An 18,947-nucleotide genomic window follows, 5' to 3' on the forward strand; every position below is an offset into this window, starting at 1 on the left:
CTGATCGCGGAACCCGCACGTGATCGGTGACCGTAGGCGGGAACGCTTCAGCCTTGGCGTTGCAGACACCGCCCGGACCTCCGGGATCCCGGTCCGCACAACGGTGATCGTGGGTGCGGTGCTGGCGGTCGTCGTCGCGACCGTGATCGTCCTGGTCACCGCCGATCGCTCCGTCACCGGTACCGCCCGCGGCGACGGACGCTCACCGTGGCCCGTGGGCGGCCCGCTCGGGGCCGCGATGTCGGACCGGCCGCATGAGCTGTGGCGCGTGGGCGGCGGCGCTGCCTTCCCCGCCGTCGGAGTGTCCGACGTGGCCTACGCCGACTCGTCCCGCACCCAGGTCGTGGTCACCGCCGTCGGCGACGACCGTGCGTTACGCGTGCAGATCCTGGATCCGCGGACCGGTATCGCCCGGTGGCCACAGACCGCAGCCGTGCCCGACGGTCGGCGATGTGTGCTGAGCCTGTGGGGTGCGGCGATGTGTCTGGCGCAGTCGGCGAGCGGGTCCGCGTCGGTGACCGTGCTGAGCGCAGGCACCGGTGCGACGATCGCCACCGTACCGCTGCCGGGGACGGGCCCCGCGACCGTGCGCACCGCACGAGATGGGGTGATCGTCGGTCGCGGCGACCCGTCCGGACTCATCCTCAGTGCGGTCGGCGCCGACGGCCGGTTGCGTTGGACCTCGGGACCCACCCCGCGCGCCCTGGACTACACGGTCGCGCAGACACCCGGCCTGGTCGCGACTCGATCGGTGTCGGGACCCGACCGGGTGTACCGACTGTCCGACGGTGCCACCGTCGGCGACACCACCACCGAACTGGGCCGGGACCCGGGTCGGACGGTGAGCCGGATCGGCGTGAACGCTCACGGCTTCACGGTCTCCACGGTCACCGGTGACGACTACCGGATGACGTTCCACCGTCCTGACGGAGCGATCACGGGGACCTCCACCGCAGCGTTCGTCGACGGCAGCACCCTCTCGCCCGCGCAGCTCGGCAGCCCGGATTGTGATCGGGTGCCACTGCTGCGCCCGGGCAGCCGCGGCCGTCCCGGAGCAGTCGCGGTCGCCGACGCCGGATCGGGAGCGCTCAGCTGGCAACGCGACATCGGTGCCTCCGCCCCCACCACCGCCTGTCTCGGCGGGCGCCTGCTGCTGCGGCCCGGCGGTGCCGCCGACGACCAGGTGTTCGACCTCCGGGCGGGTACGCCGGTGGGCAGCGTTCCGACCGGTGGCGCACCGTTGATCGGCGCAGACGCGACGACTCTCGCGGTGGATCCCCCCGCTGTGCGCACCCGGGGTAAACCGGTCACCGACGACGGCATCGCGGTGTACGACGTCGCCACCGGTGCCCGGCTGTGGAGCGCCACAGGAGTGTGGTCGGTGGGCCCGGACGCGTTGTACACGCAGTCGCAGGCCACCCGGACGTTGTCGCGTGAGGTGGTCGACTGACCCCCGTGCGTGGGGTGGCGGAGCAATTACGCTGCGTGGCATGGTTGATTCCCGCCCGGACCCCGGACTGGCCCGCTCCTGGCTGTTGGTCGCGCCCCTGACCGACGACGGACTCGCCGCGGCCGACGCCTCGGACGCGGACGCGCTCATCGTCGACCTCGAGGACGGGTTGCCGGACTCGGTCAAGACCGCCGGTCGGGCGCGCACCACGGCCTGGCTGCGGGACCATCCGGCATGGGTTCGGATCAGCTCCCGCGGGACCGGTGAGTGGTCGGCCGATATCGACGCGCTGGCCGATCTGCCCGGTCTGCGGGGGTCGTGCTGGCCAAGTCCTCACACCGCGCCGATGTGGAGCTGACCCGTGAACGGTTGCCGGTGCCGGTCATCGCGTTGATCGAGAGCGCGACGGGGATGGAGAACGCTTCGTCCCTGTCGCACACCGAGGGGGTGACGAGGCTGGCGTTCGGCATCGGCGATTTCCGTCGGGACACCGGAATCGGCGGCGATCCGATGGCGCTGGCGTACCCGCGATCGCGCTTGGTCATCGCCAGCCGGGCGGCAGGCCTGCCCGGACCGATCGACGGCCCCACCATCGGCGCCTCCATCGCCGACCTGGCCGCGGACATCGTCACGGCGACCGGGATGGGGATGACCGGCAAGCTGTGTCTGCGTACCGCTCAGGCACCGATCATCAACCAGCAGCTCCGACCCGACGACGACGAGGTGGAGTGGGCCACCGGGGTTATCCGTAAGCTCACCCGCCCCGGCGTGGTGGTCGACGGTGCCGACAAACCGCGGCTCGCACGAGCCCGGGCGCTGCTCGAACGCGACGAGGCCTTCCGCTGAGAGGGCTGTCGGGTACCACCGAGGCGCTCTGGTGCAATCGATGTGAGCTGACGCATACTGGTGGGTGCGACAAATCCGTGACTTCGTATCACGGGGTTCATTCCGAGGAAGGTGCTCCATGACCAAACCAGCCGACGTGGGTGCGGGCTCCACCGATGCGGTGGCCGCCGGAACGGCGGACACGCATTCGCTCCAGGACCTGCTCGAACTGCAGCAGGCCGCCTTCCTCCGCGACGGCATCCCCGATGCCGACACCCGGATCGATCGGATCAACCGACTGGCATCGCTGATCCTCGACCACTCCGACGAGTTGACCGTCGCGCTCAACGCCGACTTCGGCACGCGTCCGCGCGAGCTCTCGGTGGCGACCGACATCTCCGGTTGCATGTACGACCTGGTGCATCAGCGGAGGCATGTCGCCGCCTGGATGCGGACCCAGAAGGTCGGCGCGCTGGCCCGACTCGGCGTCAAACAGTGGATCCGTCACGACCCGAAGGGTGTTGTCGGGGTGATGGGGCCGTGGAATTTCCCGCTGCAGCTGACCATCGTGCCCGCCGGTGCGGCATTCGCCGCGGGTAACCGGGTGTTGATGCGCCCGTCGTCGGTCACCCGGCGTACCACCGAGGTGCTGGCCCGGTACGCCCCCGATTACTTCTCCCTCGAGGAATTCGCGGTGGCGACCTCCGCGCACGGGTCGGGGTCGGACTTCGCCAAGCTCAAGGTCGACCACATGTTCTTCACCGGTTCGCCGGAGGTGGGGGCATCGGTGGCCGGTGAGGCCGCCAAGAACCTGGTGCCGGTCACCCTCGAACTCGGTGGCAAGAACCCGGTGGTCGTGGACACCGACACCGATGTCCGTGAGGCCGCGAACCGGGTGGCCGACACCCGCATGATCAACGGCGGGCAGGTCTGCCTGTGCCCGGATTACGTGTTCGTACCGGAGGACAAGCTCACCGAGTTCACCGACACGGTGATCGAGCGGTGGCGCACGAACTACCCGACGATCGTCGACAACCCCCAGTTCACCTCGACGGTCAACGAGAAGAATTACCAGCGGATCGTCGGGCTGATCGAGGACGCGGAGCAGCTCGGCGCGACCGCCCGACAGGTGGTCCCGGCCGGTGAGTCGCTCCCGAACGCCGCGGAGCGCAAGATCGCCCCGACCCTGCTGACCGGGGTCAAGGCCGGGATGAAGATCGAGGAGGACGAGGTCTTCGGCCCGGTGCTCACCGTGTACCCGTACCGGGAGCTCTCCGAGGCGATCGGGCACATCAACGCCCACGGTCATCCGTTGGCCCTGTACTGGTACGGCGACGACAACGAGCGCTTCCATCGGCTGCAGGACTCCACTCGCAGTGGTGCGGTGTGCGGCAACGACTTCGCGCTGCACCTGCTCACCGGTGACCTGCCCTTCGGTGGTATCGGCCGGAGCGGTATGGGCAACTACCACGGCAAGTTCGGGTTCGAGACGTTCAGTCACGACCGTGCGGTGTTCCTGTCCACCGCCCCGCTCACGCTGTCGCGGTTGATGTCCGCGCCGTTCACCAGGACCGACACCCGGTTGACCAACGGTCAGCTCGCCGGGTTCCGGAAACTCAACGACCGCGCCAAGCGGCGGCTGGCCAAACGGCGCTGAACGACGACGGACCGGTCGGCGCGGCGCGGTGCTACATCGCCGCGTTGGCCACCCATCGGGCCGACGATGTGCCGCTCGCGCGCGACTGCGTGCGCGTGGAGTTGGGCGTGCGCACCGGACGCGGCGGTGTGCACATCGCCCGCGGACTCGAACGCGGCCCGCAGTTCCGGGTGATCCACGCCGTCGATGACGTCCGAACCGATGTCGTCGACGGCGTGGTGCACGCGGAGTTCCGGGTATGTCTGCGCCCGCGGGTGTTGCGGTTGGCCAGCCGGGTCACCGAGACCTTCGAATTCGATGACTCCGGCCGGATCCGCCGGATCGTGGCGCGGTTCTCGCTGCCCCGCAGACACTGAGTCGCGGGGTCGGGCCAGGGGTCAGAGACCGGGGGCGCGCACCACCAGCGGCACACCGGGGAAGTTCGCGGCCAGCTCGCCGCGTGACTTGCGCAGTGCGGCGGTGGCATAACCCTGCTTGCGGTGGTCGGGGTGGACCCACACCCGCACGTCGACCTCGCCGTCGTGCAGTTCACCGAACACCAGCCCCACCTTGGTGCCCCCGTCGAGGGCGACCAGCCACGCGGCTTCCTCGGCCCGCAGGCGTTCGACGGCCGACCGCAGCTCCGCGTCGAGCGGAGTGGCCGGGGTGCCCGACCCGTCACCGGCCACGCCCAGTTCCTCGGTCCGCGCCGCGAAGATGTCGGCATCGGTGTCGGCGGAGAAGTCCCGCAGCACAAGGCTTTCGGCGGTGGACGCCGGCCGCTCGTTGAGGGTGAAGGTGAGACGGTGGTTCAGGTCCTCGAGCTCGACGGCGTTCTGGCGTCGTTCGTCCTTGGTCAGCTGCGCCAACGACATGCCCAGCACGGCCTGTGCGCCGAGCTGTGACTTGCCCAGCAACTGGGCGACCGCGGTCACCGCCTCGGCGCGGTCGGCGGACTCGACGATGGTGTCGAGCACCTCGTGGCGGCGTTCCAGGGCGGTTTCCAGGGCGTCGGTGATCTCGCGGCGTACCGCGGCGCGGTCCAGATCGGTCATACGAGCGATCCTAATGCACTGTGACCGGGGTCTCGCGGGATCAGCTCGCGGCTTTCTCCATCTCGCCCAACGAGTCCTCCAGGTGATGGATCAGGCGTTGCAGGCTCGGTAGCGACTGTCGGCAGCCGATGATGCCGAAGTCGACTTGGTCGTTGTTGCTGACGAGGGTGATGTTGAGCGCTTGACCGTCGAGGACGATCGATGCGGGGTAGACGCCGTCGAGTCGGGACCCGTTCCAGTACAGCGGGGTCCGCGGACCCGGGACGTTGGAGATGATCACGTTGAACGGTGGTCGGGTGACGCTGACGAAGCCGGGGATGGGTGAGAAGGCCAGACCCGAGATGTTCAGTGCGGACAACGCGAGAATCTGGGTGGGGGACAGATCGCTCATCACCCGTTTGGCGGACTGGACGGACTGACGGACGGCGATCAGGCGATCGAGCGGGTCTTCGATGTCGGTGGCCAGGGAGGCGATGATCGCGCCCACCCGGTTGCCGCCCACCTCGTCGTCGTCTCTGCGCAGCGACACCGGGACCATGGTGGTGAGCGACTGGTCGGGCAGGGCGTCGAGTTCGAGCAGGTAGTCCCGTAGCGCCCCACCGCACATGGCCAGAACCACGTCGTTCATCGTCGCGCCGACCTTCGCGCCCACCGACTTGATCCGTTCCAGTTCCCAGCTCTGGGCCACGAAGCGACGGGCGCCGCCGATGGGTCCGTTCAGAATGGTCCGCGGTGCCTCGAACGGCACCGTGTACGAGTGGTCGCGGAAGGCCTGCACGGCCACTTTCGCCGACGCCGGCAGCAGACCCAGGGCGTCGCCGCCGATCGACAGGGCACCGGACGCCAGCGACAGCGGGTTGAGTGACGATCCGCCGGATGCGCGCTTCTTCCCGGATCGGTTGGGGGTCCACGGGGCGCGGAGGTCGTCGTTGTCGGGGTCGGTGCTGAGGCTGCGTTCCAGCGTCTTGAGCGCGGACACGCCGTCGAGCAACGAGTGATGCATCTTGGTGTAGAGCGCGAAGCGCCCGTCTTCGAGTCCCTCCACCACGTGGCCCTCCCACATGGGGTGGTGGCGATCGAGCAGGGTGCCGTGCCACCGCGAGGTCAGCTGCAGCAACTCACGGATGCGGCCCGGTTGCGGAAGCGCGGAATGCCGGACGTGGTACTCGAAGTCGATGTCCTTGTCCTGGGTCCACCACAGATTGCCAAGGATGCCCACCGGGTCGGCGGGACGCGATCGGAAGCGGGTGCTGACCTCGTCCTGGTCTCGGAGACGTTGGACGATGCTGCGCACGTAGTCGGGTCCGGCTCCGTCGGGTGGGGTGAACAGTTGCAGACCACCGACGTGCATCGGATGTTCCCGGGATTCCGCGATGAGGAACATCGATTCGGTGATGGGCATGTAGTTCACGTGCACCTCCGTCGGCTCGGGAGCAGACGCTCTGCGCCCGATCTCCCGCCATTGTCGGCCCGTGCGAGTTCCGGCGCGTGGTTTTGACCCAGCCGGGATGCAGATCACGGTCGGCGAGCGGCGGTCGTGACAGGGTGGGTCGGTGTGGAAGCGATGGCTGTCTTCTCTGGTGATCTCGGTGGCACTCGGCTCGGTGGTCGCGTGCGGTGACTCGGGTGGTGCGCAACCACCGGTGTCGACTGCGACGAGTACGTCGAACGGCCGGTTGGAGGCGCAGATCGTCACCGCGGCCGCGCGGGTGCGAGCGGACATCGGTGTCCACGCGGTGGACCTGGCGTCGGGGGTCACCGCGGACGTCCACTCGGGCAACAGGTTCCCGATCCTGTCGATGTTCAAGGTGTATGCCGCGGCCGCGATCCTGCGCGACGCCCGGGCCGGGAAGCTGTCGTTGCAGACGCCCGTCCGCATCACGCGAGCCGACATCGTCAGCAACGCGCCCGTCACCAGTGCTCACGTGAACGGCACATTGACGATGGCGGAGATCGCCCAGGCCGCTCTGCAACACAGTGACAACACCGCGGGCAACCTGATGCTGCGGCAACTCGGTGGTCCGGCCGCGGTGAATGCTCTCGCGCGGTCGGTGGGGGACACCGACACCGATCTGGAGCGCTGGGAGACCGCGTTGAACGACGCGGTGCCGGGCGACGTTCGCGACACCACCACCCCGCGTGCGGTTGCGACGGGTTTCCGGTCGCTGCTCGCGGGAGACGGGCTACAGCAGCAGGACCGTGACACCCTTGTGGGCTGGATGCGCGGGAGCGCGACGTCGGCACAGCGGTTCCGCGCGCAACTGCCTGCCGGGTGGACGACAGCGGACAAGACCGGTTCCGGCGAGTTCGGCACCACCGACGACGGTGGTCTGTTACTCGGTCCTGGTGGTCGCCGTATCCTGCTCGTGGTGCAGACCCGTAGTGGGACAGATGATCCGAACTCCAACGGTTACGGTGACCTGGTCGCCGAGGTGGCACGGCTGGTCGCGCAGGGGTTGAGGTGAGAGATACGATGCTGCGGATCGCCGAGTGTGCCCAATCCGTCGACCCGGGCCCTCGTTCACGTCGGCTGGGCCCTTGTTCACGTCGAGCGGGCCTTCGTTGACGTCGGCTGGGCCGTAGATCACGTCGAGCGGGCGGTAAATCGCCTCGACGTGGGCCCTTGTTGGTATCGGCTGGCTGACCGGTGTCGACGCTCGCGACAACTGCGGGAGATCCGATCTCCCGCAGAATTGGCGTTCCGCTGCTGATGGATGACCAGGAAGTGACCGACACTGCGGGAAATCGGACTTCCCGCAGTTTTCGGGCGGCAGGCGGCCGCACGACCCGCCACCGTTCTGACCACCGCACCCGGCGGAACCGCGATCGGAGTTGGACACGTGATAAGTTCCGAGTTGGACGCTTGTCTCATGACTGTGTCCGTCCCAGGTCGGTAAACCGCCTGAGCTGCGACAACCCCGCCGTCGGGGAGGATTCGCGACCACGGGGACGCAGATGGGCATCGGGTGAGGAGCGTCGGTTGAACCGAAAGCTTGCCACCTCTTTCGAGGGGGTCGGCGACTTCGTCGGACTCGGTGTCAGCACCGCACGCGAGATGTTCCGGCGACCTTTCGAATTCCGCGAGACCGTGGAACAGTCCTGGGCCATCGCCCGGGTGTCGATGGTGCCCACCGTGCTGGTGGCCATCCCGTTCACCGTGCTCGTCAGCTTCACCCTGAACATTCTCTTGCGCGAGATCGGTGCACAAGACCTGTCGGGCGCGGGCGCCGCGCTCGGCACCATCACCCAGATCGGTCCGATCGTGACCGTGCTCATCGTGGCCGGCGCCGGGGCCACCGCGATCTGTGCCGACCTCGGCGCCCGTACCATCCGCGAGGAGATCGACGCCCTCGAAGTCCTGGGCATCGACCCGGTCCACCGACTCGTCGTTCCCCGCGTCGTTGCCTCGACGGGCGTCGCGATCCTGCTCAACAGTCTGGTGTGCACCATCGGTCTGGGCGGTGGGTTCGTGTTCTCCGTCTATCTGCAGGATGTGAACCCTGGCGCGTTCATCGCCAACCTCACCCTGCTCACCGGTCTGGGCGAATTGGTCATCTCCATGGTCAAGGCCGCGCTCTTCGGACTCTTCGCCGGACTGGTCGGTTGCTATCGCGGTCTCAATGTCAAGGGCGGCGCCAAAGGTGTCGGCGACGCCGTCAACGAGACCGTCGTCTACTCCTTCATGGCCCTCTTCGTGGTCAACGTGGTGGTCACCGCCGTCGGTCTGAAAGCGACGTCCGGATGAGCGCCCCGGAGGCCGGCAAGCGTCCGAACAAGACGCTCTTCACCCGAGCCGGTCACGAATGGGACGCTCTCGGCGACCAGGCCTTCTTCTACTGGGACTCGCTGCTCAGCCTCCCGCGAGCGGTGCGGGCCTACAAACGCGAGACCATCCGACTGATCGCCGAGATCAGCATGGGTACCGGTGCTCTCGCGATGATCGGCGGCACCGTGGTCGTCGTCGGGTTCCTCACCCTCTTCACCGGCGGCACCATCGCCGTACAGGGCTACAGCTCACTGTCGAACATCGGCGTGGAGGCGCTGACCGGGTTCTTCTCCGCGTTCATCAACGTCCGCATCGCCGTGCCGGTCATCTCCGGTATCGCACTGGCCGCCACCATCGGCGCCGGCGCGACAGCGCAACTCGGCGCGATGCGGGTGAGCGAGGAGATCGACGCTCTGGAGGCGATGGCCATCGCGTCCATCCCGTTCCTGGTCGGGACCCGCATCGTCGCCGGACTCATCGCCATCATCCCGCTCTACGCACTGGCCTCGCTGGCCAGCTTCCTGGCCAGCCGATTCGCCACCACCCTGTTCTACGGCCAGTCGTCGGGCGTGTACGACCACTACTTCTCGACCTTCCTGATCCCCTCCGACATCCTCTGGTCGTTCGTCCAGGCGATCGCGATGGCGGTGGCGGTCATGTTGATCCACACCTATCACGGATACAACGCATCCGGCGGTCCCGTCGGTGTCGGCATCGCCGTGGGCAACGCGGTCCGGTCGTCGTTGGTGGTCGTGGTGGTGATCACCCTGCTGCTCTCGTTGGCGATCTACGGCGTCGACGGCAACTTCAACCTCTCGGGCTGACGTGGCGGCTTCCGAACGCTCCGGTGCGGCCAAGAAATCGGCCGCCGTCGCGATGGTGGCCATGATGGTCGCGGTCATCGCGGTGGCGGCGTTCCAATTCCTCGGCGCCTTCCGATCCACCGTGCCGGTCACCCTGACCGCGGACCGTGCGGGACTGGTGATGGGTCCTGACGCCAAGGTGCGGTTGCGCGGTGTGGTGGTCGGTCGGGTCGAGTCCGTCACCGCGATCAACCGAGCCGGGCATCCCCAGGTGCGGCTCGCGTTGAACATGGACTCCGGCCAACTCGCCCGGATACCCGCCAACGTGACGGCCTTCATCCGGTCCAACACGGTGTTCGGTGCCAAGGCCGTCGACCTGATGGTGCCCGGAACCCCGTCGGCGCAGTCGCTGAGAGCGGGGGCCACCATCGGTGCCGATCGCGTGGTGGTGGAGTTGAACACGTTGTACCAGCGTCTGGTCGACGTTCTCGCCGCTGTACACCCCGATCAGCTGAACGCCACCCTGGGTGCTGTCGACTCCGCCCTGCGCGGACGCGGTGAGCAGATCGGTCAGGGATTGTCGGACCTGTCGGCCGTGCTGCAGAAGACGAACCCACACCTCGATGCGCTGGACGCCGACATCGAGGCGGGTGCGACGGTGGCGAACACCTATGCCGACGCCGCCCCCGATCTGCTGCGTGCCGTGGACAACCTCACGGTCGTCGGCAACACCCTGCGCGACAACGCCTCCGACCTCGACGCCCTGCTGGTCAACGTCACCGGGCTGTCGAACACCGTCAACGGGATCATCGGGCCGAAAAAGGACACGATCATCGCGGCCCTGACCGACCTGAACCCCACCGCACGCCTGCTCGGTTATCAGGCGCCCGGTCTCGGCTGCTTCCTGCGGGCCACCGCCAGCGCGTCCAACAAGGCGGCCGGGGTGTTCGGGCTGCAGTCGGGCAGTCTGCAACTCAACGCCGGTGTGCTCCCCGGTAAGGAGCCGTACCGCTACCCCGACGACCTGCCCCGCAACAACGTCGACGGCCCACCCACCTGTGAGGCCGGCCTCTCGGATCCCAGCTCGACCGAACACGTCCCCTTCTATGTCGGAGACGACGCCGCGGCGCCGTATCAACCACGCACCACCCCGAAGGCGAACCCCCAGAAATTGTTCCAACTGATGTTCGGGGGGCCTTCGAGTGGCTGATCCCCGAGGTGCAGCCCGCTTCACCAATCGCAGAGCACGCGTGTTCCGCGCCACCGCGATCAAACTCGGCATCTTCGCGGTCATCATGGTGTTGATCTTCGTCGGCCTGGTGGTGGTTTTCAGCCAATACCGGTCCGGGTCGACAACGCCGTACACCGCCAGGTTCACCGACGCCTCCCAACTCAAGGAGGGCAACCGGGTCCGCATCGCCGGGGTCGACGTGGGTCAGGTGACCGGGGTCGGTCTCACCGCCGACAACCAGGCCCAGATCGGTTTCGACGTGGACAGCACCTTCCCGCTTCCGACGTCGGTGCATGCGCTCATCCGCTACGAGAACCTCACCGGTGATCGCTATCTGGAACTGCAGGAGGGCGCCGGTGACCCGAGCCGGACCCTGCCGGCCAAGTCGACCATCCCGGTGACACAGACCGAACCCGCCCTCGACCTCGACAAACTGCTCGGCGGGTTCAAGCCGCTGTTCAAGACCCTCGACGCCCAGCAGGTCAACGAGCTGTCGGCGTCGCTGATCGAGGTGTTCCAGGGACAGGGACCCGCGCTGACCCAGTTGCTGCAGAACACGGCCCAGTTCACCGACACGCTCGCCGACCGCGATCGGCTCATCGGCGACGTCATCGACAACCTCAACGCCACGCTCGGTACGTTCCAGGCCGACAGCAGGGGACTCGATCAGTCCGTCGACCGGTTGCAACAGCTCATCACCGGTTTGTCCCGGCAACGCGGCACCGTCGGCTCGGCGCTGACGAACACCTCGCAGCTGACCACCGATCTGGCCGGGTTGCTGGTGCAGACCCGTCCGGACATCCGGAGCACCGTCACCGACACCGGCAAGGTCTCCGACGAGGTACTCAAGGGTGAGCCGTATGTGCGTGGCCTGCTCACCCGGTTGCCGGAGGACTTCCGCAAACTCAGCAACCTCGGGAGTTACGGTGCGTGGCTGCAGATCTGGCTCTGCCAGGTGAACATTTTCTTCACCGGACCGAACGGCCAGGATCTCATCTGGAGGCCCGTCGACGACAGCGGGCCCACCCAGAACCCCGGGGGCAGGTGCCGACCCCGATGAATCAGGATCGCGATCTCCGTCGCAGCCGCGCCTCCACCGGTGTCATCGGTGTCATCGTCACGACCCTGGTGGTCCTCGTCGCGATGCAGATGGACAAGCTGCCCTACCTGTCGGACGGGGGCGTCTACTCGGCTCTCTTCGACGATGCCGGTGGTCTGGCCAAGGGTGACAAGGTCATCGTGTCCGGGGTGGAGGTGGGCACAGTACGCGCCATCCACCTGGCCGCCACGGATACCGGGACCAAGGCGGAGGTCGACTTCACCCTGGCTGATTCCGTGCAACTCGGTGACGATTCACAGGCCGTCATCAAGACGGCCACCGTCCTCGGTCGCCGCAACCTGACGTTGGTTCCCCGTCCCGGCGATCGGCTGCGGCCCGGCGCGACGATCCCGAATCACAACACCGTGGCACCGTATTCGCTGATCGATGCGCTGCAGGGTGCCACCGACACCGTGGCCGACACCGACACCGGACAATTGAACACGGCGCTGAACACTTTGTCGGACTCGTTCGCGGGCACGCCGCCGCAGGTGCGCGGTGCGGTCGACGGGGTGGCACGGCTGTCCAAGGCGGTGGCCGACCGGGACACCGCACTGCGACAGCTGCTGCAACGCGCGGGATCGGTGTCCAAGGTGCTCGCCGACCGGAGTGGGCAGATCGACACGCTGGTCGACGACGCATCGTCGCTTCTCGGCGAACTCCAACTGCGCCGGTACGCCATCGCCCAGCTCATCACCGGCACCCGCGACGTGGCCGCACAGATCAGCGGCTTCATCGCCGACAACAACGCTCAGCTCACCCCGGTGTTGCAGAAACTGAACCGGGTGGTGGCGATCCTGCAGGACAACTCGGACAATCTGAAGTCGACCCTGGACCGGCTGGGGCCCTACGCGAACGTCCTGGGTGAGGCGGTGTCGAGTGGTCCGTACTTCTCGTCGCTGGTCGGTATCCCCACCTTCGGGGACTACACCTCGACGTTCCTGAAGATCATGCAGCGCAAGTACCCCGAGGCGTACCGCGCCTTCACCTACGCGTTCAACCAACAGCCGGGGGTCCTCGGTACCCGTCCCGACGCCGCACACGACCCGAACTCGTCGACCGCGGCGCCGCCACCGTCCTACCCGACCGCGGAGGGCCCGTGATGTCGATCGTGGGTGGTGTCGGACGTCGGACGTGGCAGATCGCGATCGCCCTCCTCCTGGTGGTGGCGCTCGCCGTGGCCGGATACCTGGGATTCCAGAAGGCCACCCACCGCACCTACTCCGGATACTTCAGCTCTGTCACCGGTCTCTACAGCGGTGACGCGGTACGGGTGCTCGGCGTCGACATCGGAAAGGTGACCGCGGTGACCGCCCGACCCGGTGGGGTCAAGGTGGACATGGAGGTCGACCGGGGCACGCGTATCCCGGCGAACGCGTCGGCCATCATCGTGGCCCAGAGCCTGGTCTCCGGACGGTTCGTCCAACTCTCACCGGTCTACGCCGGCGGCCCCACCCTGGCCGCCGGTGCCGACATTCCCATGGACCGCACCGCGGTCCCCATCGAGTGGGACGACATCAAGAAGCAGCTGACCCGGCTCACCGAGGCCGTCGGGCCGCAGGGCGCCGACCCGGGTTCGGTGAGCCGCACCGTCGACACCGCGGCGGCGAACCTGGACGGCAACGGTGGCGCAATCCGGGATTCGTTGCACCAGCTCTCCGATGTGGTGTCCACGCTGTCGAACGGCCGTGACGACCTGTTCGGCACCATCCGCAACCTGCAGAAGCTGACGGACGCGCTCTCACAGAGCCATGACCAACTCGTCGCGTTCAACGGCCGGATCGCGTCGGTCAGTCAAGTGCTCGCCGACAACAGCAGTAACCTCGACGGTGCTCTGAAGAACCTGGATTCGGCGCTCTCGGACGTCAAGTCGTTCATCGACACCAACGCCCACACGCTGACCGAGTCCGTACAGCGGTTGTCGCAGGCCACCTCGATCCTGGCGCAGAAGGACGAACAGATCCGCGGTCTGCTGCACTCCGCGCCGACGCAGCTGTCGAACTTCTACAACATCTACAACCCGCTGACCGGATCACTGTCGGGCATCTTCGGGCTCGGGATGGGCGGCAACCTCATCGACATGCTGTGCGGGACCATGTCCGGTGACGACCGACCGGGCAACACCGCGGCCGACGTGGAGCACTGCGTGGACGTGCTCACCCCCGTACTGTCGTCGATCGCGGTGAACTACCCTCCGGTGCTGTTGAATCCGGTGACCGGGATCAACGCCCGTCCCGGTCAGATCCAGTACCAGGATCCCGATGTGCGCGCCCGCGCTCGGCAAGGTGTGGTGGACAAGGACGCCGCGACCAGATCGCAGTTCGCAGCCAACCCCGGGCTGGGTCGGCTGCTGGTGCCGTTCGGGGGGCAGGGATGACCCGCACCCGCCCGGCCCTGGTCGTCGTTATGGCGATCGTCGCGATCTCCCTGACCGGCTGCGGCTTCCAAGGCCTCAACTCGTTACCGGTCCCCGGTGCGCAGGGCACCGCCAAGGGCTCGACATCGATCAAGGCCATCATCCCCAGTGCCGCCAACCTGGTGGAGAACGCCCCGGTGTTGTTGTCCGACGCCACCGTCGGCAGTGTGGGCGCCATCGAGGTGCGTAACTGGAAGGCCGAGGTCACGCTGCGCCTGAACCCCGGGATCACGATTCCTCGCGGCTCGCATGTGATGGTCGCGATGACGAGCGTTCTGGGGTCGATGCATCTCGAGGTGGTCCCACCTGATCCCGCGCAACCGGGCACCATCCCGCCGGGATCGACCATCCCGCTGGCCGCCTGCCCCGATCAACCGAACGTGCCCGACGACCCGAGCGCCGCGCCGGTCGCCGACATCAACGTCGCCCAACAGGTGACCCAGTGCACCTACCCCACCACCGAACAGGTGCTCAGCTCGCTGTCGGTGGTGCTCAACGGCGGTGGGCTCGCCCAGATCGGTGACATCGTCAGAGAACTGAACTCCACCCTCGACGGTCGTGCGCAGGTGGTGCACGATCTGATCCCGCGGCTGAACACCCTCGTCGGCGACCTGAACCGGCAGCGCGACCACATCGTCTCCGCCATCGAAGGGCTCGACCGGCTGACCGACACGATCAACGAACAGAAGCCGACGATCGACCGCGCGCTCCGCGACGGCCCGCAGATCCTGCAGTTGCTGGTCGACCAACGACCCAACCTGACCGGCGCGCTGGACGCGGTGGGCAGGCTCAGCCGTACCACCGACGACATCCTCCGAGCCAACGGTCAGGACATCCGCGCGGTGGTGGCCAACCTGTCGCCGGTGCTCGACCAACTGCAGGGTGCGGGGCCGGCACTCACCCAGTCGCTGAACATCCTGCTGACGTTCCCGTTCGCGGAGAACGCCATTCCGCAGATCGTGCGGGGCGACTACGTCAACGGCACCATCAACCTGGATCTCACCTTCGGTCGGCTCGACCGCGGGGTGCTCGCCAGCGTCGGCGGCGGCAGTACCTTCTACGGACCCGAGGCCGTGATGGGACAACCGGCCGGTGCCGCCAAACGCAACACCGACCCGTTCACCGGGCCGATCGGGGGACATTAGATGCGGATCACCCGATTCGTGCGGATCCAACTCATCATCTTCGCGGTGGTGACCGTCATCTCGATGGTGGCGATGGCCCTGTTCTACGTGCAACTGCCGGCGTTCCTCGGAATCGGCCGTTACGCGGTCTACGTCGACCTGCCCAGCACCGGTGGTCTGTATCGCAATGCCAACGTCGCCTACCGCGGTGTGGACGTGGGCAAGGTGCAGTCGGTGACGCTGACGGCGACGGGGGTCCGTGCAACCCTGTCCGTCGACAGCGACACGAAGATCCCGGCGTCGTCGCAGGCCACGGTCCGCAGCGTTTCGGCCATCGGCGAACAGTACGTCGAATTCGCCCCGCGCACCGGCACTTCGGCAGGCGCGCAGGGTGGCAACCTCCGGGACGGGTCGACCATCCACGACGGCCAGGTGCCCACCGAGATCTCCAGCTTGCTCGACCAGGCCGATAGGCTGCTGGATCGGGTGTCCGACACCAAGTTGCGGCAGGTGCTCGACGAGTCGTTCCAGGCTTTCAACGGTTCCGCACCGGATCTCCAGAGACTCCTCGACTCGCTGTCACTGTTCGTCGACGAGGCCAACAACAACTCGGACCGGACGGTTGACCTGATCGAGCAGGCGGCGCCGTTGTTGCGGACACAGAGCACCACCGCCGACCAGATCCGCTCATGGACATCGAATGTCGCCACGTTCACCAATCAGTTGCGGGCAAACGATCCCGAACTCGTCGACGTCCTCGACAAGGGGCCGGGGGTGGCGAACCAATCGGAGAACCTGTTCGCGTCGATGAACCAGAGCCTGCCGCTGCTGTTCGACAATCTGGGCACCACCGCCCGGACCCTGGCGATCTACCACCCCAACCTGCAACAGGTGATCGTGCTGTACCCGCGCTTGATGGCGGCATTGATCACCGCCCTCAACACCGAGGACAATCGCAACGGAGCCAACGTCGACTTCTCCCTCGGGTTCCAGGATCCCGGCACCTGCACCGTCGGGTTCCTTCCCTTCTCGCAGCGTCGGCCCGCATCCGAGCAGACACCGCGCGACCTACCTCCGGGCCTGTTGTGCCGGGTGCCGCAGGACTCGAATGTCGCCGTTCGCGGGTCGCGGAACTTCCCGTGTATGGAGGTGCCCGGTCGACGGGCCCCCACCCCCGCGGAATGCCGCAGCGGCTACGTCTCGCAGGGGCAGAACGTGCCGTTCCCGCAGGGACTCCCAGGGGTGCCGGGACTTCCCACACAGAACTCACCCGCACCCACGACCGGCACCACCACGAGAGCGACGCCGTCGTCATACGACGGCAGTCCCGCCGTGTATGCCGCGGAGTACGATCCGCGCACAGGTGAGTACATCGGTCCGGACGGCAAGACCTACAACGCGGGCCTCGGGAGTGACGGCCGCGCATCCGGAGGAGGTGATGGCACATGGCAGAGTCTGATCACCACGACGGTGGGTCGGTGAGGACGGCGCGCCGCCGCGTGCGACGACCGGCCGGACCACCCGCGGGTTCCGACCCGGTCGCGTCGGCGGTGACGACGGTGGACGTGCCTGCGCCGCCGGCAACATCGAGGCCCACCGAGCCGAGCGCACCGTCGGAGGCCGCGGAGCCGAGCACGCCGGTCGCGGTGTCGTATCGCGAACGCCGCAAGCAGCGGCCGACGGTCACCGGCGAACGCCGTCCGCGGCGGTGGCGTCGGATCGCGATGACGATGGTCGCGCTGGCCGTACTGGTCGGGCTGATCGTCGTCGCGGTGATGTTCGTCGTCGGGACCCGTCGTGCGGACGACCGGGCGGCGCAGCGCGCTCAGTACGCCGCCTTCGCGAGGCAGATGATCGTGACCCTGACCTCGCTCGATCCCGGCAACGTCGACCGCGCGATCCAGACGTATCAGACTCAGACCAGCGGCAAGGCGATGCAGCAACTGCAGGACCCCATCCAACAGACAGTGGACCTGATCAAGTCGCAGAACGTGTCCACCAAGGGCACGGTGCTGTCCGACGCGGTGACCGCGTCGGACGACGACTCGGCCAGCGTCATCCTGGTGTCGGGGTGGCAGATGACCACCCCACCCCAGAATGGTCAGCCGGGCCAGAACAATCAGCCGCCCTCGGCTCAGACCCAGGTGCAGACCTTCCGATGGAAGGCCCAGATCGGCCGGATCAACGGCCAGTTGAAGCTCACCGACCTGCAGTGGGTGACCTGATGGCTGCCGTGTCGAAGCGGGGCCTGACGGCCCGGGGGTCGAAGCGGGGCCTGACGGCCCGGGAGTCCAGGCGGGGCCTGGCCGCCGGGGTGTCCGGGCGGACGGTGCTCGTGACGGTGCCGATCGCGCTCCTCCTCGTCGCCGTGGCGGCGGTGGCCACGGTGTACGGGCTGCGTTATCGCGACGCGCGTGCGGTGGAGGATTCCCGCAACGCATCCCTGGCGGCGGCGAAGGGCTACGCCACGACCATGTTCGGGTACAAACCGGACGACATCGACGCCCACATCGGTCAGACCAAGAGCATCGTCGCCGGTCCGGCCCGTAGCCAGTACGACGACATCATCACCCAGTCGGATCTCGCCGCACAGGTCAAGAAGCAGCAGGTGGTCTCCGACGTCTCCATCCAGGAGGCGGGGGTGGTGACGAACACCGCGGATACCGCGCAGGTGTTGATCTTCATGAACCAGTCGGTGACCCGGCAGGGCAACCAACTCGTCCAGGTGGAGCCCAGCCGACTGCAGTACTCCATGCGCAAGTCGGGTGGTCGCTGGACCATCGAGAACATCGACGTCTACAACGACGACTCGGTCCGCAAGGAACTCGCGCCATCGAAGGGCGCCGGCTGAGGATCAGTCCGTCTGCAGTCGGAAACGCACCACCGCGGTCACCCCGGCCACGGCGTCGGCGAGTACATCGAGTCGATCGGTGGGTGATCGTGCCGACAGCAGGTCGTACCGGTCGGCCTGTCCCAGGGGGAGTTGCGCCGCCCAGCGGTATGCGCGGTCATGATCGGCAGGGTCCGGCTCCGATGGGCCTTCGTCGAAGGCGGGCACCGTTTGCCCGGTGGCCTCGATCATCGCGAACAAAGCGGCGATGTCGTCACCGATCCTGGAGTACTCGCTTGGTCCCGGCTCCACGTCGGACGTGTCGGGTAGCGGTTCGAGGATCGCCCGTGGGTAGGGGTCGTCGGCCAACCATTCGGCCACGTGGAACCGTCGTGTGCCCAGCGACTGCAGCACCGCCCGCCCATCGGGTCGGGATCGGTGCGCGACGATGCGGGCGTAGGTGCCGATCGGCGCCCGGTCCTCACCACCGCCGGTCTCCTGACCACGTTCGATCAACGTGACACCGAAACCTCTTCCGGTGTACGGGGATCGGGGGTCGATGTCCTCACCGTCGTCCTCCGGTTGGTCCAGACAATCGGCCAGCATCTGCCGGTACCGCGGCTCGAAGATCTGCAGCGGCAGCAGCTCTCCGGGGAGCAGGACCACACTGAGCGGGAACATCGGCGTGACCGTCGGGGGAGAGGCGGACATG

At 67.4% G+C, this 18,947-nt stretch carries 19 protein-coding genes; 16 read left to right on the top strand and 3 right to left on the bottom strand.

The features are described from left to right. Nucleotides 1-109 precede the first annotated feature (109 nt). The 5 genes from BW971_RS01595 to BW971_RS01610 all read left to right on the top strand — a co-directional run bounded on the left by BW971_RS01595 (nt 110) and on the right by BW971_RS01610 (nt 4,288). Nucleotides 110-1,450 carry a hypothetical protein gene (locus tag BW971_RS01595; RefSeq protein ID WP_143690152.1) on the top strand — a complete coding sequence of 447 codons (1,341 nt, stop codon included), beginning with the start codon at nt 110-112 and terminating at the stop codon, nt 1,448-1,450. A 40-nt stretch (nt 1,451-1,490) separates the two neighbouring features. Then, nucleotides 1,491-1,808 (top strand): hypothetical protein, encoded by a 318-nt coding sequence (locus tag BW971_RS21805; RefSeq protein ID WP_234974167.1) that lies wholly within the window; start codon nt 1,491-1,493, stop codon nt 1,806-1,808. Next, complete coding sequence (locus BW971_RS21810) at nt 1,799-2,296, top strand: aldolase/citrate lyase family protein (RefSeq protein WP_234974170.1); 498 nt, start codon at nt 1,799-1,801, stop codon at nt 2,294-2,296. The genes BW971_RS21805 and BW971_RS21810 overlap by 10 nt, the downstream gene beginning before the upstream one ends. Before the next feature lie 118 nt (nt 2,297-2,414). After that, the gene (locus tag BW971_RS01605) at nt 2,415-3,932 is read left to right on the top strand and encodes an aldehyde dehydrogenase family protein (protein ID WP_076475884.1); all 1,518 of its coding nucleotides are present in this window, start codon (nt 2,415-2,417) and stop codon (nt 3,930-3,932) included. A 44-nt stretch (nt 3,933-3,976) separates the two neighbouring features. Beyond that, nucleotides 3,977-4,288: a DUF8021 domain-containing protein gene (locus BW971_RS01610; RefSeq protein WP_234974172.1), complete on the top strand. Its 312-nt coding sequence runs from the start codon at nt 3,977-3,979 to the stop codon at nt 4,286-4,288. A 21-nt stretch (nt 4,289-4,309) separates the two neighbouring features. On the opposite strand, the gene BW971_RS01615 is transcribed toward BW971_RS01610, so the two are convergent. Both BW971_RS01615 and BW971_RS01620 read right to left on the bottom strand, forming a co-directional pair. Next, a complete protein-coding gene (locus BW971_RS01615) occupies nt 4,310-4,966 on the bottom strand; it encodes a GNAT family N-acetyltransferase (protein WP_076475887.1) in 657 nt (218 codons plus the stop codon). 40 nt (nt 4,967-5,006) lie between these two features. Next, nucleotides 5,007-6,368, bottom strand: a complete 1,362-nt coding sequence (locus BW971_RS01620; RefSeq protein ID WP_076476339.1) for a WS/DGAT/MGAT family O-acyltransferase — start codon at nt 6,366-6,368, stop codon at nt 5,007-5,009. A gap of 151 nt (nt 6,369-6,519) precedes the next feature. Here BW971_RS01620 and bla point away from each other — a divergent pair, with 151 nt between their 5' ends. The 11 genes from bla to BW971_RS01675 all read left to right on the top strand — a co-directional run bounded on the left by bla (nt 6,520) and on the right by BW971_RS01675 (nt 18,256). Next, on the top strand, nt 6,520-7,431 hold the full coding sequence (bla, locus tag BW971_RS01625; RefSeq protein WP_083709163.1) for a class A beta-lactamase: 912 nt from the start codon (nt 6,520-6,522) through the stop codon (nt 7,429-7,431). Nucleotides 7,432-7,946: 515 nt separating this feature from the next. Continuing rightward, nucleotides 7,947-8,711: an MlaE family ABC transporter permease gene (locus tag BW971_RS01630; protein WP_076475889.1), complete on the top strand. Its 765-nt coding sequence runs from the start codon at nt 7,947-7,949 to the stop codon at nt 8,709-8,711. Continuing rightward, nucleotides 8,708-9,556, top strand: a complete 849-nt coding sequence (locus BW971_RS01635) for an MlaE family ABC transporter permease (protein ID WP_076475891.1) — start codon at nt 8,708-8,710, stop codon at nt 9,554-9,556. Before BW971_RS01630 ends, BW971_RS01635 begins: the two co-directional genes overlap by 4 nt. Before the next feature lie 52 nt (nt 9,557-9,608). Beyond that, nucleotides 9,609-10,745: an MCE family protein gene (locus BW971_RS01640; RefSeq protein WP_076476343.1), complete on the top strand. Its 1,137-nt coding sequence runs from the start codon at nt 9,609-9,611 to the stop codon at nt 10,743-10,745. Then, a complete protein-coding gene (locus tag BW971_RS01645) occupies nt 10,738-11,826 on the top strand; it encodes an MCE family protein (protein ID WP_076475893.1) in 1,089 nt (362 codons plus the stop codon). The genes BW971_RS01640 and BW971_RS01645 overlap by 8 nt, the downstream gene beginning before the upstream one ends. Beyond that, on the top strand, nt 11,823-12,968 hold the full coding sequence (locus tag BW971_RS01650) for an MCE family protein (RefSeq protein WP_076476345.1): 1,146 nt from the start codon (nt 11,823-11,825) through the stop codon (nt 12,966-12,968). The genes BW971_RS01645 and BW971_RS01650 overlap by 4 nt, the downstream gene beginning before the upstream one ends. Continuing rightward, nucleotides 12,968-14,242 (top strand): MCE family protein, encoded by a 1,275-nt coding sequence (locus BW971_RS01655; RefSeq protein WP_076475895.1) that lies wholly within the window; start codon nt 12,968-12,970, stop codon nt 14,240-14,242. The genes BW971_RS01650 and BW971_RS01655 overlap by 1 nt, the downstream gene beginning before the upstream one ends. Next, the gene (locus tag BW971_RS01660) at nt 14,239-15,426 is read left to right on the top strand and encodes an MCE family protein (protein ID WP_076475897.1); all 1,188 of its coding nucleotides are present in this window, start codon (nt 14,239-14,241) and stop codon (nt 15,424-15,426) included. Before BW971_RS01655 ends, BW971_RS01660 begins: the two co-directional genes overlap by 4 nt. Beyond that, nucleotides 15,427-16,887, top strand: coding sequence for an MCE family protein (locus BW971_RS01665; protein ID WP_076475899.1), 1,461 nt, complete (start codon nt 15,427-15,429; stop codon nt 16,885-16,887). Next, nucleotides 16,851-17,630 carry a hypothetical protein gene (locus BW971_RS01670; protein ID WP_143690153.1) on the top strand — a complete coding sequence of 260 codons (780 nt, stop codon included), beginning with the start codon at nt 16,851-16,853 and terminating at the stop codon, nt 17,628-17,630. The genes BW971_RS01665 and BW971_RS01670 overlap by 37 nt, the downstream gene beginning before the upstream one ends. Next, nucleotides 17,630-18,256: a hypothetical protein gene (locus tag BW971_RS01675; protein ID WP_143690154.1), complete on the top strand. Its 627-nt coding sequence runs from the start codon at nt 17,630-17,632 to the stop codon at nt 18,254-18,256. The genes BW971_RS01670 and BW971_RS01675 overlap by 1 nt, the downstream gene beginning before the upstream one ends. Before the next feature lie 3 nt (nt 18,257-18,259). Here BW971_RS01675 and BW971_RS01680 read toward each other — a convergent pair whose 3' ends face one another. Next, the gene (locus BW971_RS01680) at nt 18,260-18,946 is read right to left on the bottom strand and encodes an LON peptidase substrate-binding domain-containing protein (protein ID WP_083709165.1); all 687 of its coding nucleotides are present in this window, start codon (nt 18,944-18,946) and stop codon (nt 18,260-18,262) included. Between the last annotated feature and the right edge of the window lies 1 nt (nt 18,947).

The sequence above is a fragment of the Williamsia sterculiae genome (genome assembly GCF_900156495.1).
GTDB classification, from domain to species: domain Bacteria; phylum Actinomycetota; class Actinomycetes; order Mycobacteriales; family Mycobacteriaceae; genus Williamsia_B; species Williamsia_B sterculiae.